At 49.9% G+C, this 26837-nt stretch carries 16 protein-coding genes; all 16 read right to left on the bottom strand.

The window, feature by feature from the left end:
• Positions 1-10: 10 nt before the first annotated feature.
• On the bottom strand, positions 11-1648 hold the full coding sequence (locus D9Y29_RS02375) for a serine hydrolase domain-containing protein (RefSeq protein ID WP_127124830.1): 1638 nt from the start codon (positions 1646-1648) through the stop codon (positions 11-13).
• A 27-nt stretch (positions 1649-1675) separates the two neighbouring features.
• A complete protein-coding gene (porV, locus tag D9Y29_RS02370) occupies positions 1676-2761 on the bottom strand; it encodes a type IX secretion system outer membrane channel protein PorV (RefSeq protein WP_164735207.1) in 1086 nt (361 codons plus the stop codon).
• A gap of 52 nt (positions 2762-2813) precedes the next feature.
• Positions 2814-5555, bottom strand: coding sequence for an MBG domain-containing protein (locus D9Y29_RS02365; protein ID WP_127124828.1), 2742 nt, complete (start codon positions 5553-5555; stop codon positions 2814-2816).
• A gap of 21 nt (positions 5556-5576) precedes the next feature.
• Positions 5577-7163, bottom strand: a complete 1587-nt coding sequence (locus D9Y29_RS02360) for a serine hydrolase (protein ID WP_127124827.1) — start codon at positions 7161-7163, stop codon at positions 5577-5579.
• Positions 7164-7298: 135 nt separating this feature from the next.
• Positions 7299-8465: a serine hydrolase domain-containing protein gene (locus D9Y29_RS02355; RefSeq protein WP_127124826.1), complete on the bottom strand. Its 1167-nt coding sequence runs from the start codon at positions 8463-8465 to the stop codon at positions 7299-7301.
• A gap of 42 nt (positions 8466-8507) precedes the next feature.
• Positions 8508-9929 carry a RagB/SusD family nutrient uptake outer membrane protein gene (locus tag D9Y29_RS02350; protein WP_164735206.1) on the bottom strand — a complete coding sequence of 474 codons (1422 nt, stop codon included), beginning with the start codon at positions 9927-9929 and terminating at the stop codon, positions 8508-8510.
• A 28-nt stretch (positions 9930-9957) separates the two neighbouring features.
• Positions 9958-13251, bottom strand: a complete 3294-nt coding sequence (locus D9Y29_RS02345; RefSeq protein ID WP_164735205.1) for a SusC/RagA family TonB-linked outer membrane protein — start codon at positions 13249-13251, stop codon at positions 9958-9960.
• A 310-nt stretch (positions 13252-13561) separates the two neighbouring features.
• The gene (locus D9Y29_RS02340) at positions 13562-14707 is read right to left on the bottom strand and encodes a FecR family protein (protein ID WP_127124823.1); all 1146 of its coding nucleotides are present in this window, start codon (positions 14705-14707) and stop codon (positions 13562-13564) included.
• Positions 14708-14769: 62 nt separating this feature from the next.
• Positions 14770-15351, bottom strand: a complete 582-nt coding sequence (locus D9Y29_RS02335; protein WP_127124822.1) for an RNA polymerase sigma factor — start codon at positions 15349-15351, stop codon at positions 14770-14772.
• 309 nt (positions 15352-15660) lie between these two features.
• Entirely contained in the window at positions 15661-16791 is a 1131-nt protein-coding gene (locus D9Y29_RS02330) for an alpha/beta hydrolase family protein (RefSeq protein ID WP_127124821.1), read from the bottom strand.
• 10 nt (positions 16792-16801) lie between these two features.
• A complete protein-coding gene (locus tag D9Y29_RS02325; RefSeq protein WP_127124820.1) occupies positions 16802-18097 on the bottom strand; it encodes a D-alanyl-D-alanine carboxypeptidase/D-alanyl-D-alanine-endopeptidase in 1296 nt (431 codons plus the stop codon).
• A 13-nt stretch (positions 18098-18110) separates the two neighbouring features.
• The gene (locus D9Y29_RS02320; protein ID WP_127124819.1) at positions 18111-20192 is read right to left on the bottom strand and encodes a S9 family peptidase; all 2082 of its coding nucleotides are present in this window, start codon (positions 20190-20192) and stop codon (positions 18111-18113) included.
• A gap of 4 nt (positions 20193-20196) precedes the next feature.
• Positions 20197-21243, bottom strand: a complete 1047-nt coding sequence (locus D9Y29_RS02315; RefSeq protein WP_127124818.1) for an aminotransferase class I/II-fold pyridoxal phosphate-dependent enzyme — start codon at positions 21241-21243, stop codon at positions 20197-20199.
• A 2-nt stretch (positions 21244-21245) separates the two neighbouring features.
• Complete coding sequence (locus D9Y29_RS02310) at positions 21246-21719, bottom strand: hypothetical protein (RefSeq protein ID WP_127124817.1); 474 nt, start codon at positions 21717-21719, stop codon at positions 21246-21248.
• Positions 21720-21741: 22 nt separating this feature from the next.
• Positions 21742-23175: a RagB/SusD family nutrient uptake outer membrane protein gene (locus D9Y29_RS02305; protein WP_127124816.1), complete on the bottom strand. Its 1434-nt coding sequence runs from the start codon at positions 23173-23175 to the stop codon at positions 21742-21744.
• Between the two features lie 3 nt (positions 23176-23178).
• Positions 23179-26700 carry a SusC/RagA family TonB-linked outer membrane protein gene (locus tag D9Y29_RS02300; protein ID WP_127124815.1) on the bottom strand — a complete coding sequence of 1174 codons (3522 nt, stop codon included), beginning with the start codon at positions 26698-26700 and terminating at the stop codon, positions 23179-23181.
• Positions 26701-26837: the final 137 nt, after the last annotated feature.

Genomic DNA, 26837 nt, shown 5'->3' with positions numbered 1-26837 from the left:
TCGATTTAGATTATTTGTTTTTTCTTCTGGTAAAAGGGATATAATTGGCTCGGGGCAGGTTGATCATGAGATCGTTAGCCGCGCCTTTTTTGGATCGGGTGAAAAGATAAATGGCTCTGAGACCATGATCGAACCCCCTGAATGCTATTTGATTTTCCCGCTGATACGCGGGCGTTAGTATAACGGAGTCGTAGCTGTTGCGGAAGGCCACCAGTTTGTTCCCGCGTACTTCAAATGTCAGTTCCACTATGGCATCATTACTCTGAAAGGATCCGGAAAAGGGTTTAAGGGCTGCTGCATCTGGTTTGAAGCCGCTGGCTTTTTTGAAATAGGTATCTTCTCCGCCGCGTCTGACGATCAGCGTATCACCGCCGGGAGAGAAACGATAAACCGTGGTTTCGTAAATGAACTCATTTTTTCCAACAGGCTGCAACAATGCTTCGTGGCAAAAAAGTTTGTTGTTGGTGATATGGAAGCTGTAGAATTCGGATTCGTCATCAATGCCAAAGTAAGCGCCGGTTTTGTTCCCGAGCGTAGTTACATCGGGGTAATTCGTTTGCACTGCCGGAAGCGCCGCTTTTCTTTTCTTGCCAAACAATATCTCGAAGATCTTCACTTGCAAATCTGCTGTGATGATATTCTTGTTATTGGTCATGTAGGAAACAGAGATATCGTATTGAGGATAATAGAGTACCAGGGCTCGGTAACCGCTGAGAAGACCGGAATGGCTGATCTCGCGGATGCCATCGAAGTCCATCACATGCACACCGCCAATGGCGTAACTGATTGTATCTCCACTGGTGAGTACATAACGCTGGAGACGTGTCTGTGCAAGATTCCCTTTGTTGATGAATTCATTCCATTTGCGCAGATCATCGGCGCAGGTGATCAGTCCGGCAGCGCCATAGGTTTCATCTGTGGTGTAACCATGACGGAGATGGGTACGCGAACCATAATAGGCCGATGCCATATTCGGGATGATGTCTTCAAACTTATTCCTGAAAGCAGAATGCTTCATGCCGGCAGGAATGAGCAGACTGTCTCTTACGAAAGACGCAAAAGACCTTTTAGTAACCCGCTCCACCACAATACCCAGCAGGTCGAAACCTGCATTCGTATAGGAATAACGAGTGCCCGGTTTGAAATTGAGATTGGATTGCCGGCAGATCATATTGATGGCGTCTTCCTGGTTGAACAAACGTAGCCCGGTTGGTAATGAAGAGAGATATGTCACGTTGCGCCAGTCTTTAAGCCCACTGGTATGTGTGAGGCACATGCGCAGATTGATCTTTTTGCCATAATCCGGCAGTTCTGGAACATACTTGCGGATATCATCGTCCAAAGATATTCGTCCCTGCCGGACCAGCAGGAGCACAGCCGCGGCAGTGAACTGTTTGGAAACGGAAGCCGCTTCAAAAACAGTTTCGTTGGTGACGGGCACTATGTGTTCAAGGCTGGCATAACCAAATTCCTTATGGAAGAGCTGTTGCCCGTTACGCGATACGATCAACACGGCGCCCGGCCCATCGTTCAGGTACTGGCTGAACAATGTGTCAAGCGATGCGCCGGCATTGGGCGACACCTGTGCATTGGCGTTACCGCCAATACAACAGGAACCCAATGCCAGTGCTGCAAAAAAACGTTTCATGAGTTACTGATTTTTATGATAAGGAATTTATTGATTGGATAAAGCAGGGGTGAACGTAAGACCAAAATGCAGGGTGTTAGACAAAGCATAAGCACCCGCATTTTTCCCCGTTGGAACGATGTAAGCGAAATTGAATCCGAACTGTTTCATAGAGGCGCCAATACCTGCGCTCAGGTATTTCCTGCCGCCATAGGCCTTGCTTTCGGAGAAATAACCGGCGCGGGCGAAAAAGAGCTCCATGTAATTGTATTCAGCGCCTGCGGAAATACTCAGGGCTGAATTGCCCAGACCTTCGCTGTAGCTTTTGAATACACTGTACTTCGAATATTCTTCCATTCCGTTGGGACCATCAGGGATCAACGGCGCGAGGGACTTGTTGAGCTCGGCTGAAAAAGATAGCCTGCTGTTCTCATCTAACGGGTAGGTATAACCTGCGCCTGCGCCGATCCTGGCAGGGATGAAACCGGAATGACCATTGCCCTGGCTGATCTTTGAAGCGCCTACATTGGCAAGTATCAGTCCGGCGGTGAAGCCCTGTCCGTGCTGGTCCAAACCATTGTAGAATGCAGAGATATCGCCGGTGAAAGCGCTGCCGGCGCCATTCCCGTTATTGTCGATGGTCTTTCCGATGGAGCTGCGGATATAACGGAAGGTGAGGGCCAGCGAGATCTTGTCCGACAATGTTCTCGCATAACCGGCATCGATAGTAAACTCATTGGGGTTGGCCAGTTGCAGCAGGGTATTGTTGTTATCCCTTTCTTCCACTTTTCCTGTATTGTAATAACGGATGGAACCGCTCAAGGCCTGCTTTTCGTCCAGTTTCTGGTAACCTGAGAGACTGAGCATGTAGAAACCCGGTGTGATCTGTTTCAGCCAGCTCACGTAGTTGAGGGAATAGCCTCCTTCGTTTTTTGCAAATACGGTCTTGGCTGCATTGTAAAAAATGGAAGCACCATCTGCCGAAGTACTGATGCCTGTTTCACCCATCGCGGCGGCGCGTGCATCGGGAGCAATGCGCAGCATGGGCACGGCAGTATTCACCATTTTGGTTTCGGCTCCTTCCTGTGCCCTGGCTGCCTGTGGTATGAAACCACAAGCAGCGATCAGGAGCATTGAAAAGGATATTTTGGCTGACTTGATATATTGACGAGTCATTGTAAAGGCTTTAGCGTTTGATGAATTTTTTATCCAGCTTCAGTCCTGCACCATTTACATTGATGATGTAGATGCCCGGGATCAGTCTGTCTGCAGGAACAGTGAACTGGTTCCTGCCCTGTTTCAGCGAGATACCGGTATGGTATATGCGCTGACCGGCGCTGGTGAACAGCGATACGGTGCCTTCCGTTTCCATTGGCATATCCACCCGTACCTGCAAGGTGGTATTGTTGGAGAACCAGGCATCGAGCCTTGCATTGTCAACAGCGATCGGCAGGATGGAGAGTGTGCCATCTGTATAACTGATCTCGTAGTTGACGGCAGCAGCGCCGGATACGGTGATGGGGTAGTTGCCGATCGGAGAGCTGGAAGTGGCGGTGGTGCTGAAGACCGGCTGCCCGGAAAGTACGCCGGAAGTTTCTCCGTTCACGAAGCCGGTGAAGCTGGCCGTGAAAGCAGGTAGCGCCTGTTCCTGCACCATGATCACATCATTCGCTTTGATCAGCAGCGGCGCTTTGTTCACAGTGAGTGTGGTAGTGGCATCGGGAGCGGCCATGTAGATATCATTGCCCGGCTGCCTGGCAGTGATGGTGGCTGTACCTGCTGCCCTGATCTTCACTTTTCCATTTTCGATTGTAGCTACATTGGTATTGTTGCTGGTGTAGTACACAGGGAGGCCGGAGCTGGCTGTTGCGCCCGGATCGAAGTCTGCTTCGCCATAGGTTTTGATGATGGTGTTGACGATATCGATGGTCTGTGATTCAGTAGGCGTTTGACTGGTGCCGGACTCGTATGCCCCCATATCGATCACATCATCATTGATCCTGGAACCACCCGCGAGGTCTTTGTTATAGGCCGCGGGCAGTAAGTCATTAGCGCCCTTGTCGATAGCCGGACTGCCGGAAGCCAAACGAAGGAAATCGGAGGAAGCCGGATCTGTACTCACAAAAGAAGGATTGGATCCAACGATCACGCCATCCACCCCATTTGTTCCTGTGCTCTGCGTGAGTGAGCTCTTCAGGAAGAAACCTGCACTGGCGGGTTGGAAGATATCGGCTGCTGAACTGCCGGTAGTGTTGCCGTAAAAAATGGAATTGTAGACAGTGGCGATTGCTGTTGCGCTATTGTTGATGCCGATACCGCCACCGTCGAACAGGGAGTAGTTGGCATAAAAAGTGGAATTGATGATGATGGGCCTGGAGTTGTTGGAAACAAATATTCCGCCGCCACCGAGCGTGGCCAGGTTGGCCCTGTTGCCATAGAACAGGCAGTTTGATATTTGTGCATCTTCATTGGGACTGGTAGCAGCGCTGAAAATGAACAGTCCGCCGCCTGCGCTGGCAGTGGCTTCGTTCTCCAGGAACTTTACGCGGTCGATCACATATTTGTTGTAGCTGGAGATATAACCCGCACCACCAGCCGTAGTGGATTTATTTTTCGAGAAAACCGCATCGGTGATCCTGAAGGTATTGTAGGCAGTGGATGCGCCAATCACATACATAGCTCCGCCGGTGGCGCCGGAACTGTTTTCAGTAAAGCTTGCCTTATTGAAAATACAATTGTTGTAGTTGCTGATATACATCGCTCCACCAGAAGTGCCTGATTTGTTTTTGGTGAAGGTTGTATTGGTAAACTCCAGGTTGCTGAATGCGTCAGCGCCTCCGATGCAATACAATGCGCCGGCCAGTGCACTGGATTCATTCTCTGTGAAGCTGAGGTTATTTGTGGTAGCATTTACATAATTGGAAAGGAATAACGCTCCGCCGCTGCCACCATTGGCTTTGTTCTTATTAAAGCTCACATTGGTGAGCGTGGCCACATTATTGCCAGCAGAACTACCGAGAATGATCAAGCCGCCGGCAGAAGTTCCGGCGATATTCTCCGTGAAGCTTACATCGGTGAAAGCGGGTTTGGACCATGCCTGCACAAAGATGCCTGCACCTGCATTGGTGGTTTCGTTGCCCGTTACCGTTACATTGCTGAAACTGGTATTGTTCACAGAATCGGCAGTGCCGATCATGCAAAGGCCGCCGCCAAAGCCGCCGGCAGATGTTGAAGAGCTGGCTTTGTTCTGCTGTAGTTTGGCGTCTTTGATCACCAGGCTGCTATTGAAGGAAAAGATGCCGCCGCCGCTGCCATTGCCGGATCCGGCCGTAGCACACTGGTTGGAGGCTACTGTGATATTGCCGAAAGTGGCGGAGCTGCCGCGGGCCAGGATACCGCCACCGCAATAGCGGTAAACGGAACGGCCATCGATGGAGTAGAAACCTTCGCCATTGGCATTGCCACCGGAAACAGTAACGCCGTCCAGAGCTGTGCCTGCTGAATTGTTGATGGATACCACCACGTGATAAGCATTGTCCGATGCATCGGAAGCAACGCCAATATCCCCACTGAGGGTAGTGGTATTGGTAGCGATGTTACGCTGGCTCATTGTGGTTTCAGTTCCATTGAATCCGCCGTAGATCTTTACATCGCTTTTCAAAACGAAAGCTACATCGCGGGGGCCGGATGTATTGCTGCCGCCGGGAAGGGAAGCGGGTTTGTATGTTCCTGCTGCCACCCATATTTCATCTCCTGCCGCCGCTGCATCGATCATGGCCTGGAGATCGGCAGAAGCGTTGTCCCAGCTGCTGCCGCTACCATTGCCGCTGGCTATGGGCTTAACGAAGAACTGTTCGGGCGCCCTTCTTCCCGCCATGAAAAATAGAAAGCATGCGATGAGCAGGCAGTAGGCATACCATTGTCTCATAAGCTGAAAATTTTGTTCTGGTTAATTTGTTGAAATGGGTTTCAATAGGAGGTCATGGAAATCATAACTGGGATCAGTAACCGGAGAAATGGCTTTCATCCTCACCTGTCTGATGCTGCCATCAGGCTCCAGTGAGAAAGTCACATAGGCGTCGGCCTTGAATTCCCGGTGCCTCCATCTTACAATGAAGGAATCGAACTGCCAGTGCTCCATATCGCCAATCATTCCCGGCGAATGGGTGAAGTTCATCACCAGGCGTTCGCCTTCCTTAGTGATGTTGACAGTGCCGTACCAGGCATCTTTGTAAGAGCCTGCATATTTTTCAAGTGGAAGGGAGTGACGTGAACCTGCTGCACGTTGCGAGATAGCCGCCTGTTCTGTTTTCCTGATATTATCTAAACCGGTATCCTGCGCTTTTTTGTAGCCGGCCACCCAATCGAAAGCCGGTGCGTGCAGAACATGATCGCAAATATGATTGATGATGGCGCTGATGGCCCCGCCGGATTCCTGGTTGGTCAAAATGGCGATGCCCAGTTTTTGGGAAGGGATCATGAATACGCGGGATACGAAACCATCCAGCTTACCTCCATGCACAACCGCTCTTTCAGAACGATAATTGTAGGTGTAAAAACCCAGCGCATACATCTGGTATTCCATTTGCGCGGGTTTGATATGTGCAGGCAATTGCGCTACCGGCATTGGGGTTGCGCCTTTCCACAAAGTGGTAGTGGTAGTGGGTTTGAAAATTGTTTTGCCATTGAGCGCCCTGCCGGAATCCAGTTGCAGGGTCAGCCATTTGGCCATATCGTTTGCGTTGGAGGCAATGCCACCTGCCGGATTAGTAAGATCGGAGATGCCGTATTGCAGGAAGCCGGTCACTTCTTTCACGGCCCCGTCGAAACGCGCATGCGAGTATGATCGGTTGCCAGCTTTTTCAAATTGAGAAATGCGGCTAAGGGTCTCCTTCATACCGATCGGTTGCAGGATACGCGCCCTCACTTCGTCTTCCCAATCATTTCCTGTAACCTGCCTGATCAGCTCGCCTGCGGCCAGGTAGAGGATATTATCGTATGCGTAATTATTCCTGAAACTATTGGTGAGGGGAAGGTCTTTCAGCTTTTTCACGATCTCTTCCCGGCTGTACCTGGTGGGAGGGAATTGCAGCAGGTCGCCGGCATAAGGGGCGAGGCCGCTGCGGTGCACCAGGAGGTCCTTCACGGTCAGTTGACTGGTCACATATGCATCCGACATGCGGAACCAGGGCAGGTAATCGATCACGGGCCTGTTCCAGTCGAGTTTCTTTTCTTCCACCAGCATGGCCAGGATGGTGGCCGTGAAGGCTTTTGAATTGGAGGCGATAGGAAAAAGCGTATGTTCATCAACGTGATCTGTGGAGCCCAGTTTCTTTGTGCCATAACCTTTGGTGAGAATGGGCTTGCCGTCTTTTACGATGGCAATGCAAAGGCCGGGAACTTCAAAGGTCTTCATCACCCGGATGATGTATTTGTCTATTCCCTGTGGCAATGCTGAAGGGGTCTGGGCTTTCACGCCATGCAGCCCGGGGATCAGCGCGGACAGCGCCAGTGCGAGTAAACGGTTTTTGATCATGATGTTCCGGTTTGAGTAGGTAATGGCAAGGCAGTCCCCATCCGTCTTTCAGACAGTGAAAAAAGGGTAGTACGGAAGCTGAGAGGCCGCGATGGCGGCACTCTCAACGGATTCCGTGATTACTGCATAACCGTGCTAGAAATAATTCTTATCGGGCCATGCCGTGGATGAATTGTTCACGGCGGGCCAAACCAGTTTGTCGAGATCCGAATTGAAATTCCCGGTGGCCGATGTATTGATCAGGATCACCCAGTTGAAACCCTTTGTGGTCCGCACCATCCAGTTGCGCGTGCCATTGTAGGTGCCGCCATGATACCAGTTACCGGTTGTGCTCACCAGGAAGCCGCAGGCATAATTGCCACTGGCCGTGGTTTTGGACGACATGATATTGAGCGCACTGGCGTCCAGCACATCGGGTACAGTATTGAACCCGTCGACCTGCACCAGGAAACGCATCATGTCTATCGGTGATGCCAGCCAGGCGCCTGCGCCGCCAATGCGGGGGATCACACCTTCTGCATAGCTGTATGGACCTGTACCGTAGTATTTCACTTCCTTTGGCTTCCTGCCTGCAAGACTGGTATTGGCAAAGCTCATATTGGCAATGCCCATCGGTTTGAGGATAGAATCGGTTACATATTGCTGATAGGATTTTCCGGTGATCTTCTCGATGATCATGCCAAGGATGAAGAAACCTGCATTGGAATAATCGGAAACGGTGCCGGGCGTGTTGGAAAGCGGTCTGTCGTTCAGTATCCAGCCCAGCAATTGCGCCTGTGAATATGTTGGGTTGGCAAACATGGGGTCATTGCTGCTATTGCCCCAGCCGCCGCCGGTATGGTGCAGCAATTGCTCTACGGTGATCTGTGTTACATTACCGGGATAGGGCGCAGTGCCGAAGGTAGTGCCCAGCACAGCGCCGGCGCCGAACACTTTATCGTTGAAGCCCAGTCTTCCCTGCTGGATCAGTTTCATAATGGTAGAGGAAGTGATCCATTTGCTGAGACTGGCGAGGCGGAACTGGCTGCCGGTGTCCACTTTCAGACCGGCTTCCCTGTCGGCAAAGCCATAGCCTTTTGCATACACGAGTTTGCCATCTTTGGTGATGGCGAGTGAAAGTCCGGGAACATTGTAGCGCGTCATGAATGCTTCGATATCATTGTCCACCACTTCCAGCACCAGGTCTTCAGTAGTGGTGCCGGGCAGTTCAGGGATCTCTACCGGGTCGGGTTTGTAATCGTTCTTGTTACAGGATGCAAACCAGAGCAGGGCTATGATCCAGATCCAATTAATATTTTTCATATTGCTGATATTTTTACGATCGATGATGATGGAAAGGTTTTCTTATTGAGCCCATCCGGGGTTCTGCTTCATGTTCTTATTGGCCTTCATTTCTGCGAACGGGATTGGCATGATGAACCTGTTATTCGGATAAGTGTACAGGGTTTCATCCGTTGAACGGATATGTTTTACGTCCATTTTCCTCCTGTTGAGATCGAAGAGGCGATGCCCTTCGAATGCAAATTCTTTTCTTCTTTCCAGGATGATCCTGTTGATCAGCGCATCGCCGGTAAGCGTGATAGCGGCGGCGGAATTGTCTGCTCTCTGCACGATGGTGGTAAGGTCCTGTTGCGCCAGGATTGTTTTGGCAGGATCTGATTTGCCCAGCTCCGCCCTTGCTTCAGCTCTTATCAAATAAGCGTCCGACAGGCGAAGCACTTTGATATGATCATCATTGGTGGTTACGCCTCTCGGGTATTTCTTCACGAAGTAGGCGGGATTCTCGAAAGTGGCATTGCGCACACCCACGATGATCAGGGAACGACGTACATCGGTGCCGGTGTATTGATCATAAAGGTCTTGCGTAGCCAGGCCTTCTCCATATCTTGATTGTTCGTATAAGTATCCCAGTGAGTTGGTGCCGGCATTGTCCGTGGGCAGGTTCACCACTTCGAATAAAGATTCAGAGCTGAAATCAGTAGCCCAGCTGGCCACATAACTGGTGCGTGGAATGAGGGTGAATGGCCCATTGATGGCTTCCGTTGCATATTGCTCGGCCAGTTCCCAGTTGCCCATGTAGAGATAGGCTTTGGCCAGAAGCGACTGTGCGGCAGTAGGCACCATATAACCATTCTTCTTCGACACATTCATCAACGTAAGGGATTTCTTCAGGTCTTCCGTGATACGGTCATACACTTCTTTTACGGTTGCCCTTGCAGGTGAGATGATCCCGCTTTGTGGTTCTGTAACAACGGGCACGCCCAGGTGTGATGCATCATTGGTGAAATTATAGGGTTGTGCGAAGAAGCGCACCAGGTCAAAATAAGCAAGTGCTCTAACGGCGTACAGTTCGCCGATCACCTGCTGAATGGGTGCAGTGGGATCGAGTTTTTCACCTTCCGCGATGGCGAGATTGGCGTTACCGATCACGCGGTAGATGGCATTCCAGCAACTGGTGGTGTAACCATCGGTAACGGTTACGGCGAAGTTGTCGTGGTCAAGAAACCGGCCACCATTGGAGCGGCTGATGAACACGTTGTCTCCCAGCAGGTCAGGAACGAACGTGAAAGTACGGTTATAATAGTTGGCGTCTTTGAAATGCAGGTAGGCGCCGTTGGCAGCGGTGGTAAGCGTGGCGAGGTCCCTGATGGTGCCTGTGAGGGGCAAAGACTGGGGGTTCTTCAGTTCAAGGAACTCTTTGTTGCATGCCGTTGTACAACAGGATACCACCAGTAGTGCGATTATGTATAAGCGTGATATTTTCATCTTGTATGATTTAAACATGCTGCAATGATCAGAAAGTAAGATTGAGTCCAACGAGGAATTGCCTTGCGATAGGCAGGTTCTGGTTGAGGATACCGCCGATATAGGTCTCGGGATCATGTCTCAGCCTGTTGTCCTTCACCAGGGTCAGCAGGTTATTGCCCCTCAGGTATACCTGCAGTTTCTGGAAAACGGTATTCTTCACTGGAACATCGTAGGTGAGTGATACATCACGCAGACGGATATACGAGCCATTGTAAATGAAGCGGGAAGAGTTTTGGCCGGAAAGACCAGTCTGGGTTCCGCGGTACACCATTTTGGGAGAACTGGCTTTGTCGCCGGGTTTCTGCCATCGGTTGTCGTAATCAACTCTTGCAATTACGCCATAATCGGTAACACCTGAAGAGGCGTCGCTGGAGGTGAAAGTGCCCCAGGTATCATAAATTTTGTTGCCGTAATTGAAATAGAACATAAAGGAGAGGCTGAAGTTGCGGTATACGAAAGTGTTGGTTAATCCTCCGAAGAAGCGTGGTGTTGCGCTGCCCTGGTTGAAGGCAGCCGCTTCTGTGAATTTGGTGGTGGTGGCTTTCTTTGTTCCGTCTACCCACCATAATCCTTCGCCGGTCTGTTCATCAACACCGGCCCAGCCGGGCAGGTAGTATTCGTAATAGTCGCCACCGATCTCGCGGTTGAAAACGCCGCTGATGATCTGGTTGGAGCCGCTAAGGGTCAGCATCCTGTTCTTGTTGGTAGAGATATTGAAACTGGTTTTCCAACTGAGACCATTCTTATTGGCGGCGCGGATATTCTCGGAGCTCAATGAAACTTCGATGCCGGAGTTTTCAAAGGAGCCGATATTCCGGTTCTGTGTAGCTGCTGTACCTGCTGCATTGGTAGCGGAAATGGGAGCGTCCATCAGCAGGTCGGAAGTCACGCGGCGATAGTAATCGAATGAGCCGGTGAGCCTGTTGTCCAGAATGCCGAACTCGAATCCGATATCGAAGGGATTGTTCTTTTCCCAGGTCAGGTTGGCATTCTCGATCTGTGAGATCGAGTAGGCGGGACTGTTATTGTAGGAACCGGAAGTGGTATATACGCCCAGTACGCCATAGAGGTCTGAAGCCTGGTTACCGCTGGTGCCGTAGCTGGCGCGGATCTTCAGCATATCGATAAAACCAAGGTCCTGTATCAGCTCTTCCTGGTCCAGGTTCCAGGCCAGGCCGACGGACCCGAATTTTGCGTAGCGTACATTCCTGCCGAAGCGGGAAGAACCATCGATACGTCCGGTTAGGTTCAGGTAATATTTTCTATTGAAATTGATACTGGTATTGAGGAAATAGGAAACCAGCGAAGATGCTGCCTGGCTGCTCCATGCCACAAAAGGCGTGGCGGCGCTGGAGAGTGTGTAGAGGTCGGACTGTGCAAAGCCGTCTGCCTGTGTGCTGATGTATTTACTGGTGAACTTCTGCGCTTCCTGGCCCAATGTGGCATTCAGGCTGAAATCACCGAGATATTTATTGTAACGAAGAAGGTTGGTGATATTCCAGTTGACCAGGAGGCTGGTATATTCAGCGGCCCTTCCTTTCACGCTGGCAGCATCTACCCAGAGTGGGCTCCAGAACCTGTAGTCATCGGTATAACTCATATCGATGGCCATCTTACTTTCTACTGAGAGGCCCGGGATTATCTTGAATTCAGCGCCAATATCTCCGAGGAATGCATAGATGCGGGTATCGTACCTGTTTTCCTTACGCACGATCTCGGGGTTGTAAGTGATGGCCGCATAGGAACCATCGGCCTTATAAGGTGCAGCCCAGGGCACCAGCCTGTTGAGTGAGCGGATGGGATTGGCTCCCAGGCCAGCATTGCCGATGGTGCTTAGTTTCTGGAAATTTGGCGCCATGCCTACGTTGATGGATAAGCGATTACTGGCTTTATGTTTCAAACGGAGACGAACATTCGCTCTTTCAAATCCCTGGTCGCGTACGGTGGCATCCTGTTTGTAATAGCCGGCGGAAGTGAAGAAGGTTGTTTTATCGTTGCCGCCGGAGGCAGAGATATCGTATTGACTGAATTTGCCTCTACGCAGGATCACATCGGCCCAATCCGTATTCACATTGGGTTTCAGGCCCTGGTCAACCAGGTATTGATAAGCGGCCTGGTTGGTAGTGATACCAGCGAGCGTGGTGTTGTTGTTGAGGACGCCTTCGATCAGCAGCTCCGTCATTTCGCGGGTATTGAGCGGTTTGTTCCTGTCTGACATAGCGATCTGGCTGAAGCCTGTCTGTACGCCGATCTGCACTTTCGTTTTTCCGGCTGCGCCACTTTTTGTGGTGATGAGGATCACGCCGTTGGCGCCACGGGAACCATAAATGGAAGTGGCGGATGCGTCTTTCAGAACTGTGATCGATTCGATATCATTCGGATTGATACCAGCCAGCGTATTGGAAGAGAAGGCGAGTACGGTAGTGGGGCCGTCAATAAAAGGCACACCGTCCACTACATAGAGGGGAGAGCTTGAAGCGCTGTAGGAACCGATGCCGCGAATGCGTACGTTACCACTGGCGCCCGGTTGTCCGGTACCGGTAGTGGATTGAAGACCGGCCACGTTGCCCTGCAGGCTTTCCTGGAAAGAAGCCCTGGGCTTGCCTTCCAGGTCTTTACCTGACACTACGGAAGCAGCGCCTGTATAGGAAGCCCTGGTTTGTTTTCCATAAGCCACCACGATCTCCACCTCCTTGAGATCGGAAATTTTTTCGTTGAGGCTGTAATGATGTGTGCCATTGATGTTGGCTGCTGTGAGCGCTATTTCCCTTGTGTCATATCCCACGAAACTGATCACCAGTACATCACCCGGTTCTGCATTGATAGTGAATTTACCATTAGCATCGGTGGTAGTGCTGGGTGAACCTTTTTTCAGGGAAACAGTGGCGCCGGCAAGGGGTTTGTTGTCCGGCCCGGTAACCAATCCCGTGATCTTGTTGAAGGGATCGCTGCCTGTGATCAGCAACCTGTCTTTAAGCGGTATCACCGGTTTGTCTGCTAAAACAATAGTGGAATTTTTGATCACGTAGTTCAGTGGCTGATTACGGAAAAGAACGTCCAGCACTGACTTCAGTGGAGTGTTGGCCACCTGGAGATTTACCGGCAGGGCACGCTCCAGTTGATCATCCGTATACGTGAATGTGAAATTGGTTTGTCTTTCAATTTCCAGGAAAGCGGCCTTTAGGGGAGCCGATTTGAGATTCAGGGAAACGTTTTGCGAAAGACCATTAGCAGAAACCTGCATGAGAGCGGTAAGCCAGAAGAGCGCAGCTAGTTTCATAATCCGCAACATTTTAAGCACTGACGGGCTTTGAACAGGAAAGCAGCCCCATAATAGGTTCTTATCTGACGCGGCTGGCCGTGCAGAAAGACAGGTTAATTCCATAACTTTGTTTTGGTTGGGTTAACAAAAGAGCGTCTTACAGCAGATTACTTTTTTGGGTAAACTCAATCGTCAACCGGGAGTGCCGCAAACACGACCGGTTTTTTATTGGTGAACCCTGTTGTTATCAGGTATACATTAGCAAAAAGTTTTACAGACTTAAACAATTAGTTTTTGGTGTTCTGTTCTTATGCCGTTTCGTTGCGTGCTATTTGGTAATGGTCACTTTTTTTCCCTCGATGATGAACTTTACTTTTCCTGTAAGCTCAAACACTTCCAGTAGTTCTGTAATGGGAACGTTCCTTGATATTTTTGAATTGAATTTATTTCCTGGTTTGGCCAGCATTACGATATCTGCATCGTACCAGCGTGAAATATGGCGCATGATCTTTTCGATATCCTGTCCTTTGAAATAGAAATAGCCGTTCTTCCAGGCCAGTTCCGCTTCCAGGTCCACCTGTGGTGCAATTTTGATATTGCCTGCCCCGTCTACTTCCGATTGTTGTCCTTCTTTCAATACCAATCTTTGATTGCCTGCTGCCACGCTTACGCTGCCGCTGATGAGGGTTGTTCTGATCCCTTCTTCATCCTTATAGGCATTCACATTGAAGCTGGTTCCGAGCACCCTGATAGTAGAATTGCCTGTGGTTACGATGAAGGGCTGTTTACTGTTTTTCACTATTTCAAAATAGGCTTCACCATTGATCTCCACATTCCTTTCTTTTCCGTCGAAGGCAGTAGGGAAGCGTATGGAGCTCATGGCGTTGAGCCATACGCGGGAACTGTCAGGCAAGGTGATCTGGTACTGACCGCCACGTGGTGTGGCGATGGTATTGAAACCTGCCGCTTTGCCGTTGGCGCTTTCATAGGATAATTGTCCATTCGCTGTTTTTCGGATCTTCGTAAGGCCCTGTTCAGCGAGATAACCATCGGATGCGTTGTCAAGGATAATAGTACTTCCATCCGCGAGTGTCAGCATTGCTTTGTTGCTACCTGGCTGAATGGTTACAGTTTGCTGAACAATTTCGGTTGAGGATCCGGGTTGCCTGTTGGTAAGGAACCATGCTCCCGCGCCAGCTACCAGTACCACTGCTGCCACCCAGCCCCATCTTCTTAAAAAATGGACACGATGTACAGGCGCAGGCACGGGAAATAATTTTCTCCTGATCTGCGCATCGATATTGCCTGGCATCTCTTCTGATGGCTCATAGCCTTGCCAGGCCTCTGCAATGATAGCTGAGAGGTCATTGTTCTCTGCGTCGGACCTTAACCGTCTGAATAATTCTTTTTCTTCTTCTGGTGCAATCGTGCCGTTAAAATATTTTCTTAACAGATCGTCTGTTTGCTGATGCATAGGATTGTATTATAGAAATAGACAAGTGGTAGAAATAAAAGTATGACAAGCCCGAAAAAAAATTATTGCTGCAATGCCGTTTGCCAGCAAAAGATCACCAGACCGGAGCCGAGCCCGCTTCTGATAAAGGTCATGGAGCGTGAAAGATGTGTTTTGACAGTGCTAAGGCTGATGTTAAGCTGCCGGGCGATCTCTTCCTGCTTCAGTCCTTCTTCTTTACTCAGCCGGTAAACGGTCCGTTGTTGTTCGGGGAGTTTTGCCACCAGTTGTCTTAGCTTTTGCCGAAGTTCATTGTACAGTACAGGATCGCTTTCTTCACTGTTGCCCGCTTCTTTGGAAAGCTGGCTTACGATCTCATCCTCGAATGCGATCCGCTTTAGCAGGTTGATACTACGGTTGTAGACCATGCTGTGGAAATAGTGAGAGAAGGATTGGACATGGGAAAATTTAGCCCGGTCTTCCCAGATCTTGAGGAATACGTCCTGAACGATGTCGGCAGTCATTTCAGGTGATTTAGTCAATCGCAGTATAAAACCGTAGAGCTTATGACGGTATTGGTTATACAGGGCTTCAAATGCGCCTGCGTCACCTTGCTGAATGCGCTCCAGCAGGTCTTTCTCATTGTATGGTATGATTGATGCCAACTACTCGTACTTCCTGTTTATTATGGGGTCATAAATGTAATTTATATCCTGCGCTGTTCCGGAAGGATGAGGTCTATGGGTATTCAAACAAATGTATCGATTATTATAAAATAGCAAACTTTTCAGCTGGAAATGTGAAGAGGCATTTAAATCAGGTGGTTGCCAGTTGACTTGTATTTGTTCGCCTCCGGAGAACACAGCGTCGCCGGGCGGCGAGCAACTGGCCACTCCGAAAATAAAAGGGTCAACCTGATGGCCGACCCTTGCTGTAGTGTTGTTGACTTTTTCTAATGTGAACTGTACGTTTTTCTATTTGTTCTCTTCCGGTTTTACTGCAACAGGGAAATAGCTGGCCCTGATCAGCGCATCCAGGTCTTTGAACGGCGTTGCAGGTTTGAGAATGGGTTGCAGGAACTGGTAGATCTTCAGGCGGATCTCCTTGCTGGCGTAATTATCGATCCTGTCGAAATGATGGCCACCGGGGAAACTGTCGTAGATCTTGTATTCGAATTTTTTGTTCTCCGCTTTGAGGGATTTGATCAGGTGCTCCACTTCCAGGATATTCACATCTTCATCATTGGTATTGGCGTGGATGAGCAGGGGCGTTTTGAGTTTCTCTGCATTCCAGGCCGGTGAACGTTTCCGGTATTCTGCAATATTCTGGTACACTTCCTTGCCGAGATGATAATCGGCGGAGAAGAGCTTGCGGTATGCTTCATTCATATAACCCATTCTCGCCACCAGGTCGCTCACGGGCACGCCTGCATAACCAACGGCATAACTTTCAGGAAAACGGAAAAGATTGAGAAGCGTGAGCATGCCGCCATGGCTCCACCCGATGATGCCCACACGGCTCTTGTCTATAAAATCATAGTTCTGCACCATATAGTCCCGGCTTGCTTTGGTGTCGTCCACTTCGCGTCCGCCATAATCGATCTGGCGCTGGAATGTTTTGCCGTAACCTGTGCTGCCACGGTATTCGGGAGCTGTCACTACATAGCCCTGTGCAATCAGTTCCTTCACTATATGCGCATTGCCAATCCCGAAATTACCATGAACGCCGCCATGCGGCAAAACAATCAGCGGATATTTCTTTTTATGATCGATATTCTTCGGGATGAATACATAGGCCTGAATGGTGACGGGATTCTTCACGCCTTTGCCTGTAGGATTTCTTACTACGGTGGGAGGAAGGCTGCTGATCCGCACTTTATCTACATACGCGATCTCTTCCATTTTTTTGTACCAGTTGAGATCATCCACCGCTTTGGCGAGCCGGTCATTATCGAATTGCAGGTTTTCAATTTCTGTGTTCAATTCTTTCACTTTGGCTTCCAGTGAAGCGGAACTGCCGGATTCCTGGGCCTGTAATGCGCCGGGGAACAAAAGGGGACTGGCCAGAACAGTTGCCAGCACAATTCCGGAAATGCTTTTTTTCATTATTCAACAATTAATAGTGATCAATGATTTTGGTGATTGTGTTCCTGACTGCACTCTTAACGGCACCGGGAGGGGCCTGGTGATTGTTCACGAGAAAAGAGAACGTGAGCATTCTTCCTTTTTTCGTGATCAGGAAACCACTGAGTGTTGCCTGCCCGTTGAGCGTGCCGGTTTTGGCAAATATGTTTTCGGGATATTCTGAATAATAGCTTTTGAGTGTGCCGCCTTCACCGCCATTTACGAGAATGTTGGATAGTCGTTTCCACCCGAACTCCTTTTTCATTTTATTGAGCAGTGTTACAAAGGCATGTGGTGATACCAGGTTGTTCCTGCTGAGTCCGCTGCCGTCTACCCAGCGCGGATGATCGGGAAGATCTTTATGGTCTTGTTTCAGCAGGGAATTGATCGTGGACCTGTCTGCCAGTTTCCCGGTGATCTCGCGGCCTGCCATCAGCAATAATTGTTCGGCAAAGAAATTATCGCTGTGCAGCATCATGAATTGTATAACAGAATCTGTATGCTGCGTGTAGAATGGCCTGAAATCGATGCCGGGGGCGGAACTTCGGATTGCCGGGCTGCTGATGCCCAGTTTCGATAAAGTATCAGCCAGTAGTTTGTATACAAATCCGGGGTCTGCTTTCTGTGTGAACGGACGCATAAGAGAATTCAGTGTGGAGCTGTTGGCGGTGAAAACATTTCCATCTTCCTCCCTTCTTACGTTCACTCCTTTACCATTGAGCTCATTCACTGTAAGCCGGGTTTGGAAATAAGCTGGCATGGCGCGCAGGCCTTCCGGTTCCCTGGTAAAGCGCACCACGTTACCATAGATAGGCATAGCGGACCTTTCAGGCATATAGAATTCCTGGAAATTATTCCAGGCCCAGCCGAAACCGCGCGGTGTGAATTGAGTTGATGGAATAACCAGCATAACCGGTTTGCGGGTTGCTTTCAGCAGGTCGAATACTTTTTGTGTTTCAAATGCCGGGTGGAGGAAGCTGGGGTCGCCATTGGGCTGCAGGTAAAGACTGTCGCGGCTTTCATGGATGAACCAGCCCGGCAGGCTGTCCGGCAGGTATTTCATCGATGCATAACTGGTGAACAGTTTCATATTGCTGGCCGGGATGAATTGTTTGTCTGCATTGTGTTGAACGATGATTTTCCCGGAGGCTTCATCATAAATACAGATGCCGGTGAAGGCATTGGCAAGGGCTGTATCGCGTTCCGGATGTATGGCATTGGCGATGCGTTGTTGCGTACTGCAGGCAGATAGCCATATAACGGCTATGATCAGGGGTAAATATTTCATGTAACGGGACGGTTTATTTTTTCATCAACTGTTGTTGCAGGAACCGGGTGGTGGCTTCCTTTACTTTCACCAGATTGGAGAAGAGCATCCAGTGATGGGTATCGTCCGGGATCACCAGGTATTCGGTGGGAACGCCTTTGGCTTTGAGCCTGTTCACGAGATCGAGACTTTGGGAGAAGGCCACATTCTGGTCATCATCGGCGTGGATGATGAGGGCAGGGGAGCGCCAGCCATTCACCCATTTGGATGGAGATGATTCCCAGGCAATGCGGGCGGCTTCATTGAAGTCGGGCGCATACTCTTCTTCGTTCAGTTTCTTTTTCCTGTTGTGCACTCCGTGAATGTCTACGCCGGCCTTGAATATATCTGAGTTGCGGCCAAGCGCCATGGCAGTGAGATAGCCGCCATAGGAGCCGCCATAGATGCCGATGGCTTTGGGATCAACTCCGGATTGCCTGGCAAGCCATTTGCCGGCAGCCAGCACATCGATGTATTCGGATGCGCCATTCATTCCTGCATTGTCCGGGTGCTGGAACTCATATCCATAGCCCGTTCCCATACGATAGTTCACGGCGAGCACAACAAAACCAAGGCTTGCCAGGTATTGATTGGTCTGGTAATCGTAGAAATAATAGTCCATATTGTGCCAGCCCAGGTACATCTGCCTGCGGGGACCGCCATGTACATAAATCATGGCAGGTGATTTGGCTGTAGCATTTTGCGGTGCGAACAGTTGACCATATACGGTTACACCATCAGGTGATTTGAAATGTACCTGTTTGGGTGTGATCAGTTTGTTGTAATCGAAATTACCCAGCAGCTCTTCGGCCTGCAATTCCGGTTTTGCATTGGGTTCCAGTTTCAGGATGGTGGGCAGGAGAGGGCGTTGAGCAGTATTGCTGAAATACGCGATCGATTGATCGCTGGAAGTGAAGCTGGGGGCAGTTTCTATGCCATCGCCGCTGGTGGCCCAGCGGATATCGCCACCGGTTACAGGAACGATGCCAATATGCCTGCGGTCATTATCGCCTGGCGTATTGCCGGTATTGGCGCAGAAAGCAATTTTGGTCCCGTCGCTGCTATAATTAATATCTTCCACCACATATTTCCCTTTGGTAAGTTGATGTACCAATTTCGTTTGTGGGTGAACGGTATACAGGTGAGGCCATCCATCCTGGTAAGAAAGGAAAACGATACGGTCCTTCACAGGCCATTTGAGATTGAAGCCTCCCTGCCAGGATGGGACAGAACCTCTGAGGGTGGCTGGCGTCTTAAAAATCTCTTTTGCGCTTTCATCATCAAGGCCGGATATCATTACGGACCAGGTGCTGTGTTTCTTTTTCAGCAATGAATCCAGTGCGCCGCCGCTGGCGGGTTGACGGATGAAAGCAAGCTGTTGCCCGTCCGGGCTCCATCGCGCCTGATCATCTCGTGAGAAAGATGGGGAGATCCACTGGATGCGTGCTTTTCCTTCGTTATAAATACCTATGAAAGAGTAAGCGCCACGGCGGGTGGTGAAGGCGAGAGATTTTCCATCGGGGCTCCATTGCATACCTCTGACGGAGCCGGCTACCTGAAATAGTGGTTTGGCTGCCTGGCTGCCATCCGTAGGGACAATCCAGGGTTGATTTTTATGGAGGAATACGATCTTCTTTGATCCGGGATGGAATTGTGGAAAATCTCCATCGCCCAGGTTCTTCACTTCACCGCTTGCCAGGTTCACACTGAACAACTGGATCTTTTGCGGAGTGATATAACTGGCGGCATTGGTAGGCTTTGCAGCCGAATTGGCGCCATGATCGCCGCCCCGGACAAATACGGCCCATTCGCCATCAGGACTGATGTTCACGCTGCTGAGCTCTAATCCATCATCTTCATTGAACTGTGTGAGCTGACGTGCAGGCTGGCCAGCCCCGGCAATCATGAACAGGTTCCGCTTTCCCTGCTGGTTGGCAGTGAACAGTAGTGTGGATTGCTTTGATGCAGCTGTGAGGCTGGAGAGATATGGTGTGGCCATGAGATCGCTCAATGTATAGGATTGTGCAAAAAGGGAATGACCAAAACAGAAAAACAGGACTGAGAGAAAATATCGCATAGCGTTAGGATTGTGCTTGATGAATAGCCAGCAGGAGCTTATCGATGTCCTGTTGGGTGTGCAGGCTGCTGATCACCACTCTGTTCAACTCAGGATCTGTCGGCAGCGGATAATGGAAAGATGATATGACGATCTTTTTTTCCAAAAGCTTTTCAAAAAGCCCGGCTTCCGGAAAATAATAGACCGGAAAGCCGGGGATATACTGACAAACTGCTTTACAATGTTCCTGGAAGTACTGCATGTTCTGCAGCAGCTTCTCTCTTTGCTCCTGGCAAACGGGTGCCGCCAGTAACAAAGCCTGCATGGCAGCAGGCGAAGGAGGTGATGCACCGAGATAAATGGGTGATTGCTTCAAACGCGCAATGGTAGCCTCATCCGACAATACCACACCTGCATCCGTGCCCAGACCTTTTGCCAGCGATGCCACGATTGTGGTGCTGAATCCCGGATGTTCGGGTACCCATTGCTGTTCGGTCAAAATACCGATGCCATGGGAATCGTCCAGCAGGAAATGGATCTTCTTTTCCGGTAATATATTTTTGAATGGGCTGAAATCATAGCGCTCAGGCAAAAGATTATTGAGTGTATTACTGATTACCAGGAAATTGTTTTGTTCACTTTTGTTGATTTTCACTACTGTTTGAGTTGCCCAATTGTTGAAGCTGCCTGAAACACCAGGGTTCTCATGCAGCCACAATGCAGGATGTGTGGCGGGTGCGTACAAAACTGTTGCCGTACCTGCTAGGTATTTCACGGCCATCTGCGCAGCCAGGTAGCCACTTGAAGTGACGAGGGCTGCCTGGCTTCCAAAGCGGTTAGCCAGCGCCGTTTCCACTTCCGGATACACTGCAAATTGAACATTGTTGTTACGGGAAGTGCCGTTGTTGATCCCATACTGATGTATGCCCTGCATATAGAACTCCAGCATGCGCGGATGTTGCTGTAATCCGAGATAGGCCGTTCCTCCGAAGAAGAGCCAACGCTGGCCACCGGCCTGTATTTCACGGCCGGCGGCAGCATGTAGTTGGCTGAAGTTGATATTCTTTTCCATGGTTAAGGTGCAAAGGAGATTCCGATGGTTTTGTACAGGTCGGCTGTCTTCACTTTTTCGGTCCCTGTTAACTCCAGTACCAACAGTGGTGTGCCGGCCATGGTGTTCAGGGCTTCCACTTCCACATAACCGAAACTGGTTCCCTTGCTCACTGTAAATGTAGTGCCATTTGGCAAATGGTAATCGGTTCCTTCCACGGCTGTGCTTTCACTGCTGACTACGCGGAATGATAATGTTACATCTTCAGTGGGTTGTGTTCCGAAGAAATTTACCCTGTATTTCACCACCCCGCTCGACGGTTTTTGTTTGGTGGGCAGGATGGGATAGTTCTTGCCGGCGGCTTTGCTTACAGAAACGGCATTTTCAAATTCGATAGTGGGCGCAGTATATTGATAGCGCTCATCATAGTTCTTGAAACAGGAGCTGAGTGATAACATCATCACCAGCATCGTAATGATTTGAGTGATCTTTTTCATGTAATGATTTTTTGTCTGGTGATCATTTGTACCCTTCATTCTGTTCGAGTTTACTGTTGGCATTCACTTCCCGGATGGGGATGCGGGGCAATATGCGGTAGTCGGTAAAAAGGATATCGCCAGTTTCCTTGATAATGTCCATGCCATTCCTTTTCAGGTCGAAGAATCGATGCCCTTCAAACGCCAGTTCCAGTCTGCGTTGCAGCAGGATCTCATCCAGCAGGGCCTGGCCGCTGAGGCTTACTGCGGTTAAGCCGGCACGTTGTCGGATAGTATTCAGGTCATCCAGCGCCTGTGCCTCACCGGCAGGTGTACCGGTTTTGTAAGCAGCTTCCGCACGGTTGAGATACACTTCGGATACACGGATCACCGGAATATTGTCCAGGTTGGCCACTTTATTCTTCGAGATATACTTGGTGCATTCCAGTTTGGCCGAGTTGGCGCCCAGTCCAAACATGTACAGACCTTTACGAACATCGCCGGCGGGCATAAGATCATAGAAGGATTGTTTAGCTACTATCACACCATGAATACTTGCAGTAACATCGGTAAGGAATGCACGGGTAGTGAACATGCCCCTGAGGGAATTGTCGCTGCCCAAATTTTCACTCACATTGAATTTTATTTCGAAGATGGATTCAGGGTTTACTTCGGCTCTCCATCCACTCATATAATTGGCATTACTCATGAACTTACTGCCACTGAGTGTGAGTGATTCCGTGGCTTTGTCCACCGCTTTTTGATAATCTCCGTTATACAGGGCAACACGTGTGTAAAGTGCAACCACAGCGGATTTGGTGGCTTTGTGGATGCTTGTTTGTGCATTGTTGCGGTTGAAGCAGGCATAGGAACTGTCGAGATCATCATAGATCCTTTTATATACATCGGGAATGCTTGCCCGGGCTTCGAAGCTGATCTCATCGATATCATTCACACCATTGGTAACGATGGGCACACCGCCTTTATTGGCGGGAGCGTAGATGGCCGTGGGGTCGTATGCCTGTGTACGTGCGAGATCATGATAGAAAAGTGCACGGAGAAAATACACCTGTGCAGCGATGCCATCTTTGTAGAGCTGATTTGCAGGCAGTGTTTTCAATGCATCCAGCACGAGGTTGGATTGATTGATGGCGTAGTAACAGGATTGCCAGTTGGTGAAATGTGAGCCCGGCGCATTGCTGCATTCATTGGCCAGTTGTGATGAGTTACCGGAATGGTATACGTTATCTGCAAGCGCTTCTGCAATGGCGTAATAGTTCCGGCCGTACTGGTTGGAGCTTTGCAGTCGCGAATAAATGCCTGTGGTTGCGGCGTTCACACCCTGTTCGGTATTGAGAGCGATACCGGAATCGATCGATTGTTTGGGGTTCAGCTCCAGCATTTTCTTGCAGGAGAACAGCGTGCTTCCGATGAAGCAGGCCGCCAGGATCTTATATAGTGATGTTGTGGAAACCATGTGTTAGAATTTTGCGGTGATACCAAATTGAAATGACCTGGTTTGCGGGATCAGACCTGTATAGGTAGTGTAATTATCTCCGTCGAGATAGAATTCAGGATCATAGCCAGACCATTTGGTCCAGGTATGAACGTTCAGGCATTGTGCAAATACGGAGATCTCCTGCATGCCCAGTTTTTCAACGGGCTTACGGGGAAGCCTGTACGAAAAGTTGATGCTCTTCAGACGGATATAGCTTGCATCTTCGAGCCAGCGTGTGGAGGCCAGGTCTCCGCGGGCGGAATTCACTTCTGCTGCATTGTTGATGCTGCGCGGTACGGAAGTGATCTGTCCGGGTGTGGTCCAGCGGTTATCATAATACCAGAGGATGCCATTGATATTCATATCGCCTTTGCGCGCCATATTGCGGCTCTGGTTGTTGTACAGTTCTCTTCCGAAATCGTACTGGAAGAAGATGCCGAGTTCAAATCCTTTGTAGTTGAAAGTGTTGTTCCATCCGCCATAATAATCGGAGAGCTGATTTCCTCTTCCAAAAGGCGTATAGGCATTGGCGGTTTGTGCAGGCGGAGTGTAGGAGAGATTGCCAGCATTGTCGTAGAACAGCGGCCTTCCGGTAGCGGAGTTCACGCCTGCATACTGGGTGTAGAAATTGGTCTTGAGTGAATAGCCCACACGCACACTGGGATCGCCGGGCAGTTCCTGCAGCGTATCGTAGAGTTTGGTCACTTTGTTGTTCAGGAAAGAGATATTGAAATTGGATACCCAGTTGAAATCTGAAGACTTCACCAGGTGTACACCGAGCTCCAGTTCCAGTCCTTTGTTCACTACTTCACCTACGTTGTTGTAGATCTCTTCATACCCTGCAATCCAGGGAACAGGTTGACTGAGCAGCAGGTCCTTGCTGGTGCGTTTGTATACTTCCACGGAACCAAAGATCCTGCGTTGGAGAAATGAGAAATCGAGACCGATATTGATGGTAGCATTGCGTTCCCAGCGCAGGTTGGCATTGCCGAGTGAATTGGGCTGGATACCTGGTTCATTGTTGTAGGTGATGCCGCCGCCGAAGAGGGAACGGGAAACGAAATTGCCGATCTGGTCATTACCGGTTTCGCCATAACCTGTGCGCAGTTTCAGCTGATCGATCCAGTTATATTTATTGAGGAAGTCTTCCTGCGCCATATCCCAGCCAACTGAAATAGCGGGGAACCATCCGAACATATTGTTGGTGCCGAAGCGGCTGCTGCCATCATAACGGATGATGGCGCTGGCCATATAGCGTTGTGATCCGAACCAGTTGGCCTGGAAGAATGTGCCCATTCGTTTAACGCCCGTCCAGCTTCCGGATGCGCCGGTGATCAGGGCAGCGGATTGCATTTGCCTGAATTCAAAATTCGGGAAACCCTCACCGCTTACGGAATTACTTTCACTTTCGAAGGAGCGGTATTCACCACCTGCTATCAGGTTTATGTCATGCTTGTCGTTAAAAGTACGTTGATAGTTCAGCGTATGTGTATTGGCGAAAGACTTCGGTGTTTGCTGGTAAGTGTTGAGCACACCTCTTTTTACATAGCCTTCCTGTGTGCGGGGATCAACATAACGGCGTCCCTGGATATTCCGGTAATCGAGGCCAACAGTGGTTTTGTAGGTAAGCCCTTTGATGATTTTGTATTGCAGCTGCAGATTGGCGAGGAGTCCGGCTGTTTTGTCTTCCTGGTCATTCAGTGTAGATGTGTGTACAGGATTCTGTGTAAAGATGCCGGGGAAGCCATTGTAATTATAGTTAAGCGTTCCATCTTCCTTGTAAATGGGAATGAAGGGTAGCATCATCGGGCCGGCGTAGGCAGGAGAGGAGAAGAGTGTGCTGGAGCCTGCACCACCAGAGGGACCGTTTTGTTTGATGCTGGTAAGATTGATATTACCGCTGAAGCTGAGTTTGTTGCTGATCTGGCTGTTGAGGAAGAGGTTCACTGTACCTCGTTTGAATTTTGATGCTACGATGCTTCCTGTAGTGTTCTCGTAAGAACCTGAAATACGATAAGTGGTTTTGCCACTGCCGCCGGCTGCGGAGAAATCAGCCTTGTTGGATTTTCCCGTTTGGTAAACAGCGCGGTGCCAGTCGTACGTGGGCAGTGCGGCCATTTCCTCATCCGTCATGGTAGTGGGCAATTTGGATTGCGTGAGCACCTGTGTTTTGGCCCATGCGTAATCGCGTGTTGGATTTGCATTCATCATCGCTTCGATGCGGCCACCGAGGTATTGCTGTGTGTTCATGAGCGGCATCAGGTTGATGGGTTTCACGAAACCCGTTTGCAGCGTGAGGTTGAACCTGGTGGCGCCTGCTGTTCCTTTTTTTGTAGTGATGAGCACCACACCATTGCCTGCCTGTGCGCCATACACAGAAGCAGCGGCAGCATCTTTCAATACTTCAATGCTTTCGATATCTTTTGGATTGATCACGGCCAGCGGGTTGGAACTTACGGTAGTGGTGGAATTATCCGAGTTTATGGGAATGCCATCCACAATGTAAAGCGGGTTGGTGCCTGCCGTGATGGAACCCTGTCCGCGGATCTCCACTTTGATAGCGCCACCCGGAATACCGCTCTGGCTCTGGATCTGCACGCCAGGCATCCTGCCCTGGATGGCTGCATCGAGTGTTTGCACGGGCATCTTTTCGATATCCTTTGCTCGTACGCGTGAGATGGAACCGGTAATTGCACGGCGTTGTTGTGTGGCGTAACCTGTTACTACCACTTCATTCAGGTCCAGTACCTGCGCATTCAGTGTGATGTTGAGCGTTAGCTGATTGCCAGCGCCGATGGATAATTGTCTTGCCTGTTTCTTATCGGTGGTTTGTGCTGTATGTCCATTATTCGTTTTTCTGATAGCGATCTCCATCGATTCATATCCCACGATGGAAACCTGTAATATGGCATCTTCCGGAATATTGTTCATGGTGAAAGTGCCATTGGCAGCGGTGGTGGTGCCGGTGGAACTGCCTTTGATGGTGATGCTCACACCGGCCAGGGGATCGCCGGCTGCATTGCGGATGGTGCCTGAAATGTCTACCGGAGGCAGAACAGGTTCAGCTACAGTCTTGCTGATGATGATCTTTTCGGATAGAACGATTGTTTTATCGCTGATCATGAAAAGGAGGGGTTGGTCTTTCAGCACCATGCCCATGAATTTGTCCAGTGGCATAGCTGAAGCTGAAACCGTTACCGGGTGTGTATTTGCCAGGAGTCCCTGGTTGTAGAACACAACATAGCCGGTCTGTTCTTCGATGCTGGCAAAGATCTTCTTCATGGGAAGATCTTTGCCTTTGAGGGTGATGGTCTGCGAGGAAGTGCTGGCAGACACGCTCAAACAGGCAGCCAGAATGAATAATGTGGTCAATCTCATAATTCGCAGCAGTTGCGCTGTAAGCCCGTAGGGCATTGCCTGTGGTTGCACACGGGAAATACCCTGCGTGGCTGATGTTGCCAGTCCCGGTATAAAGGCCGGGGCCGGCGCAGCAGTTTTTTGCATAAATTGCAGTGTTTGGTGAAAGAATAGGTTCGACTCTATTTTGTTTTACTGAACAACCGCCGGGAGTGGTGCAAACACTTCCGGCTTTGTTATTATATCCACAGGAAAAGGTGATTGATCAATAGTAAGGAAAAGGC

The organism is Pseudoflavitalea rhizosphaerae, from assembly GCF_003991355.1.
GTDB lineage: Bacteria > Bacteroidota > Bacteroidia > Chitinophagales > Chitinophagaceae > Pseudobacter > Pseudobacter rhizosphaerae.
The sequence above is the reverse complement of the archived record's forward strand: the minus strand, read 5'-3'. Positions and strand labels throughout refer to the sequence as shown.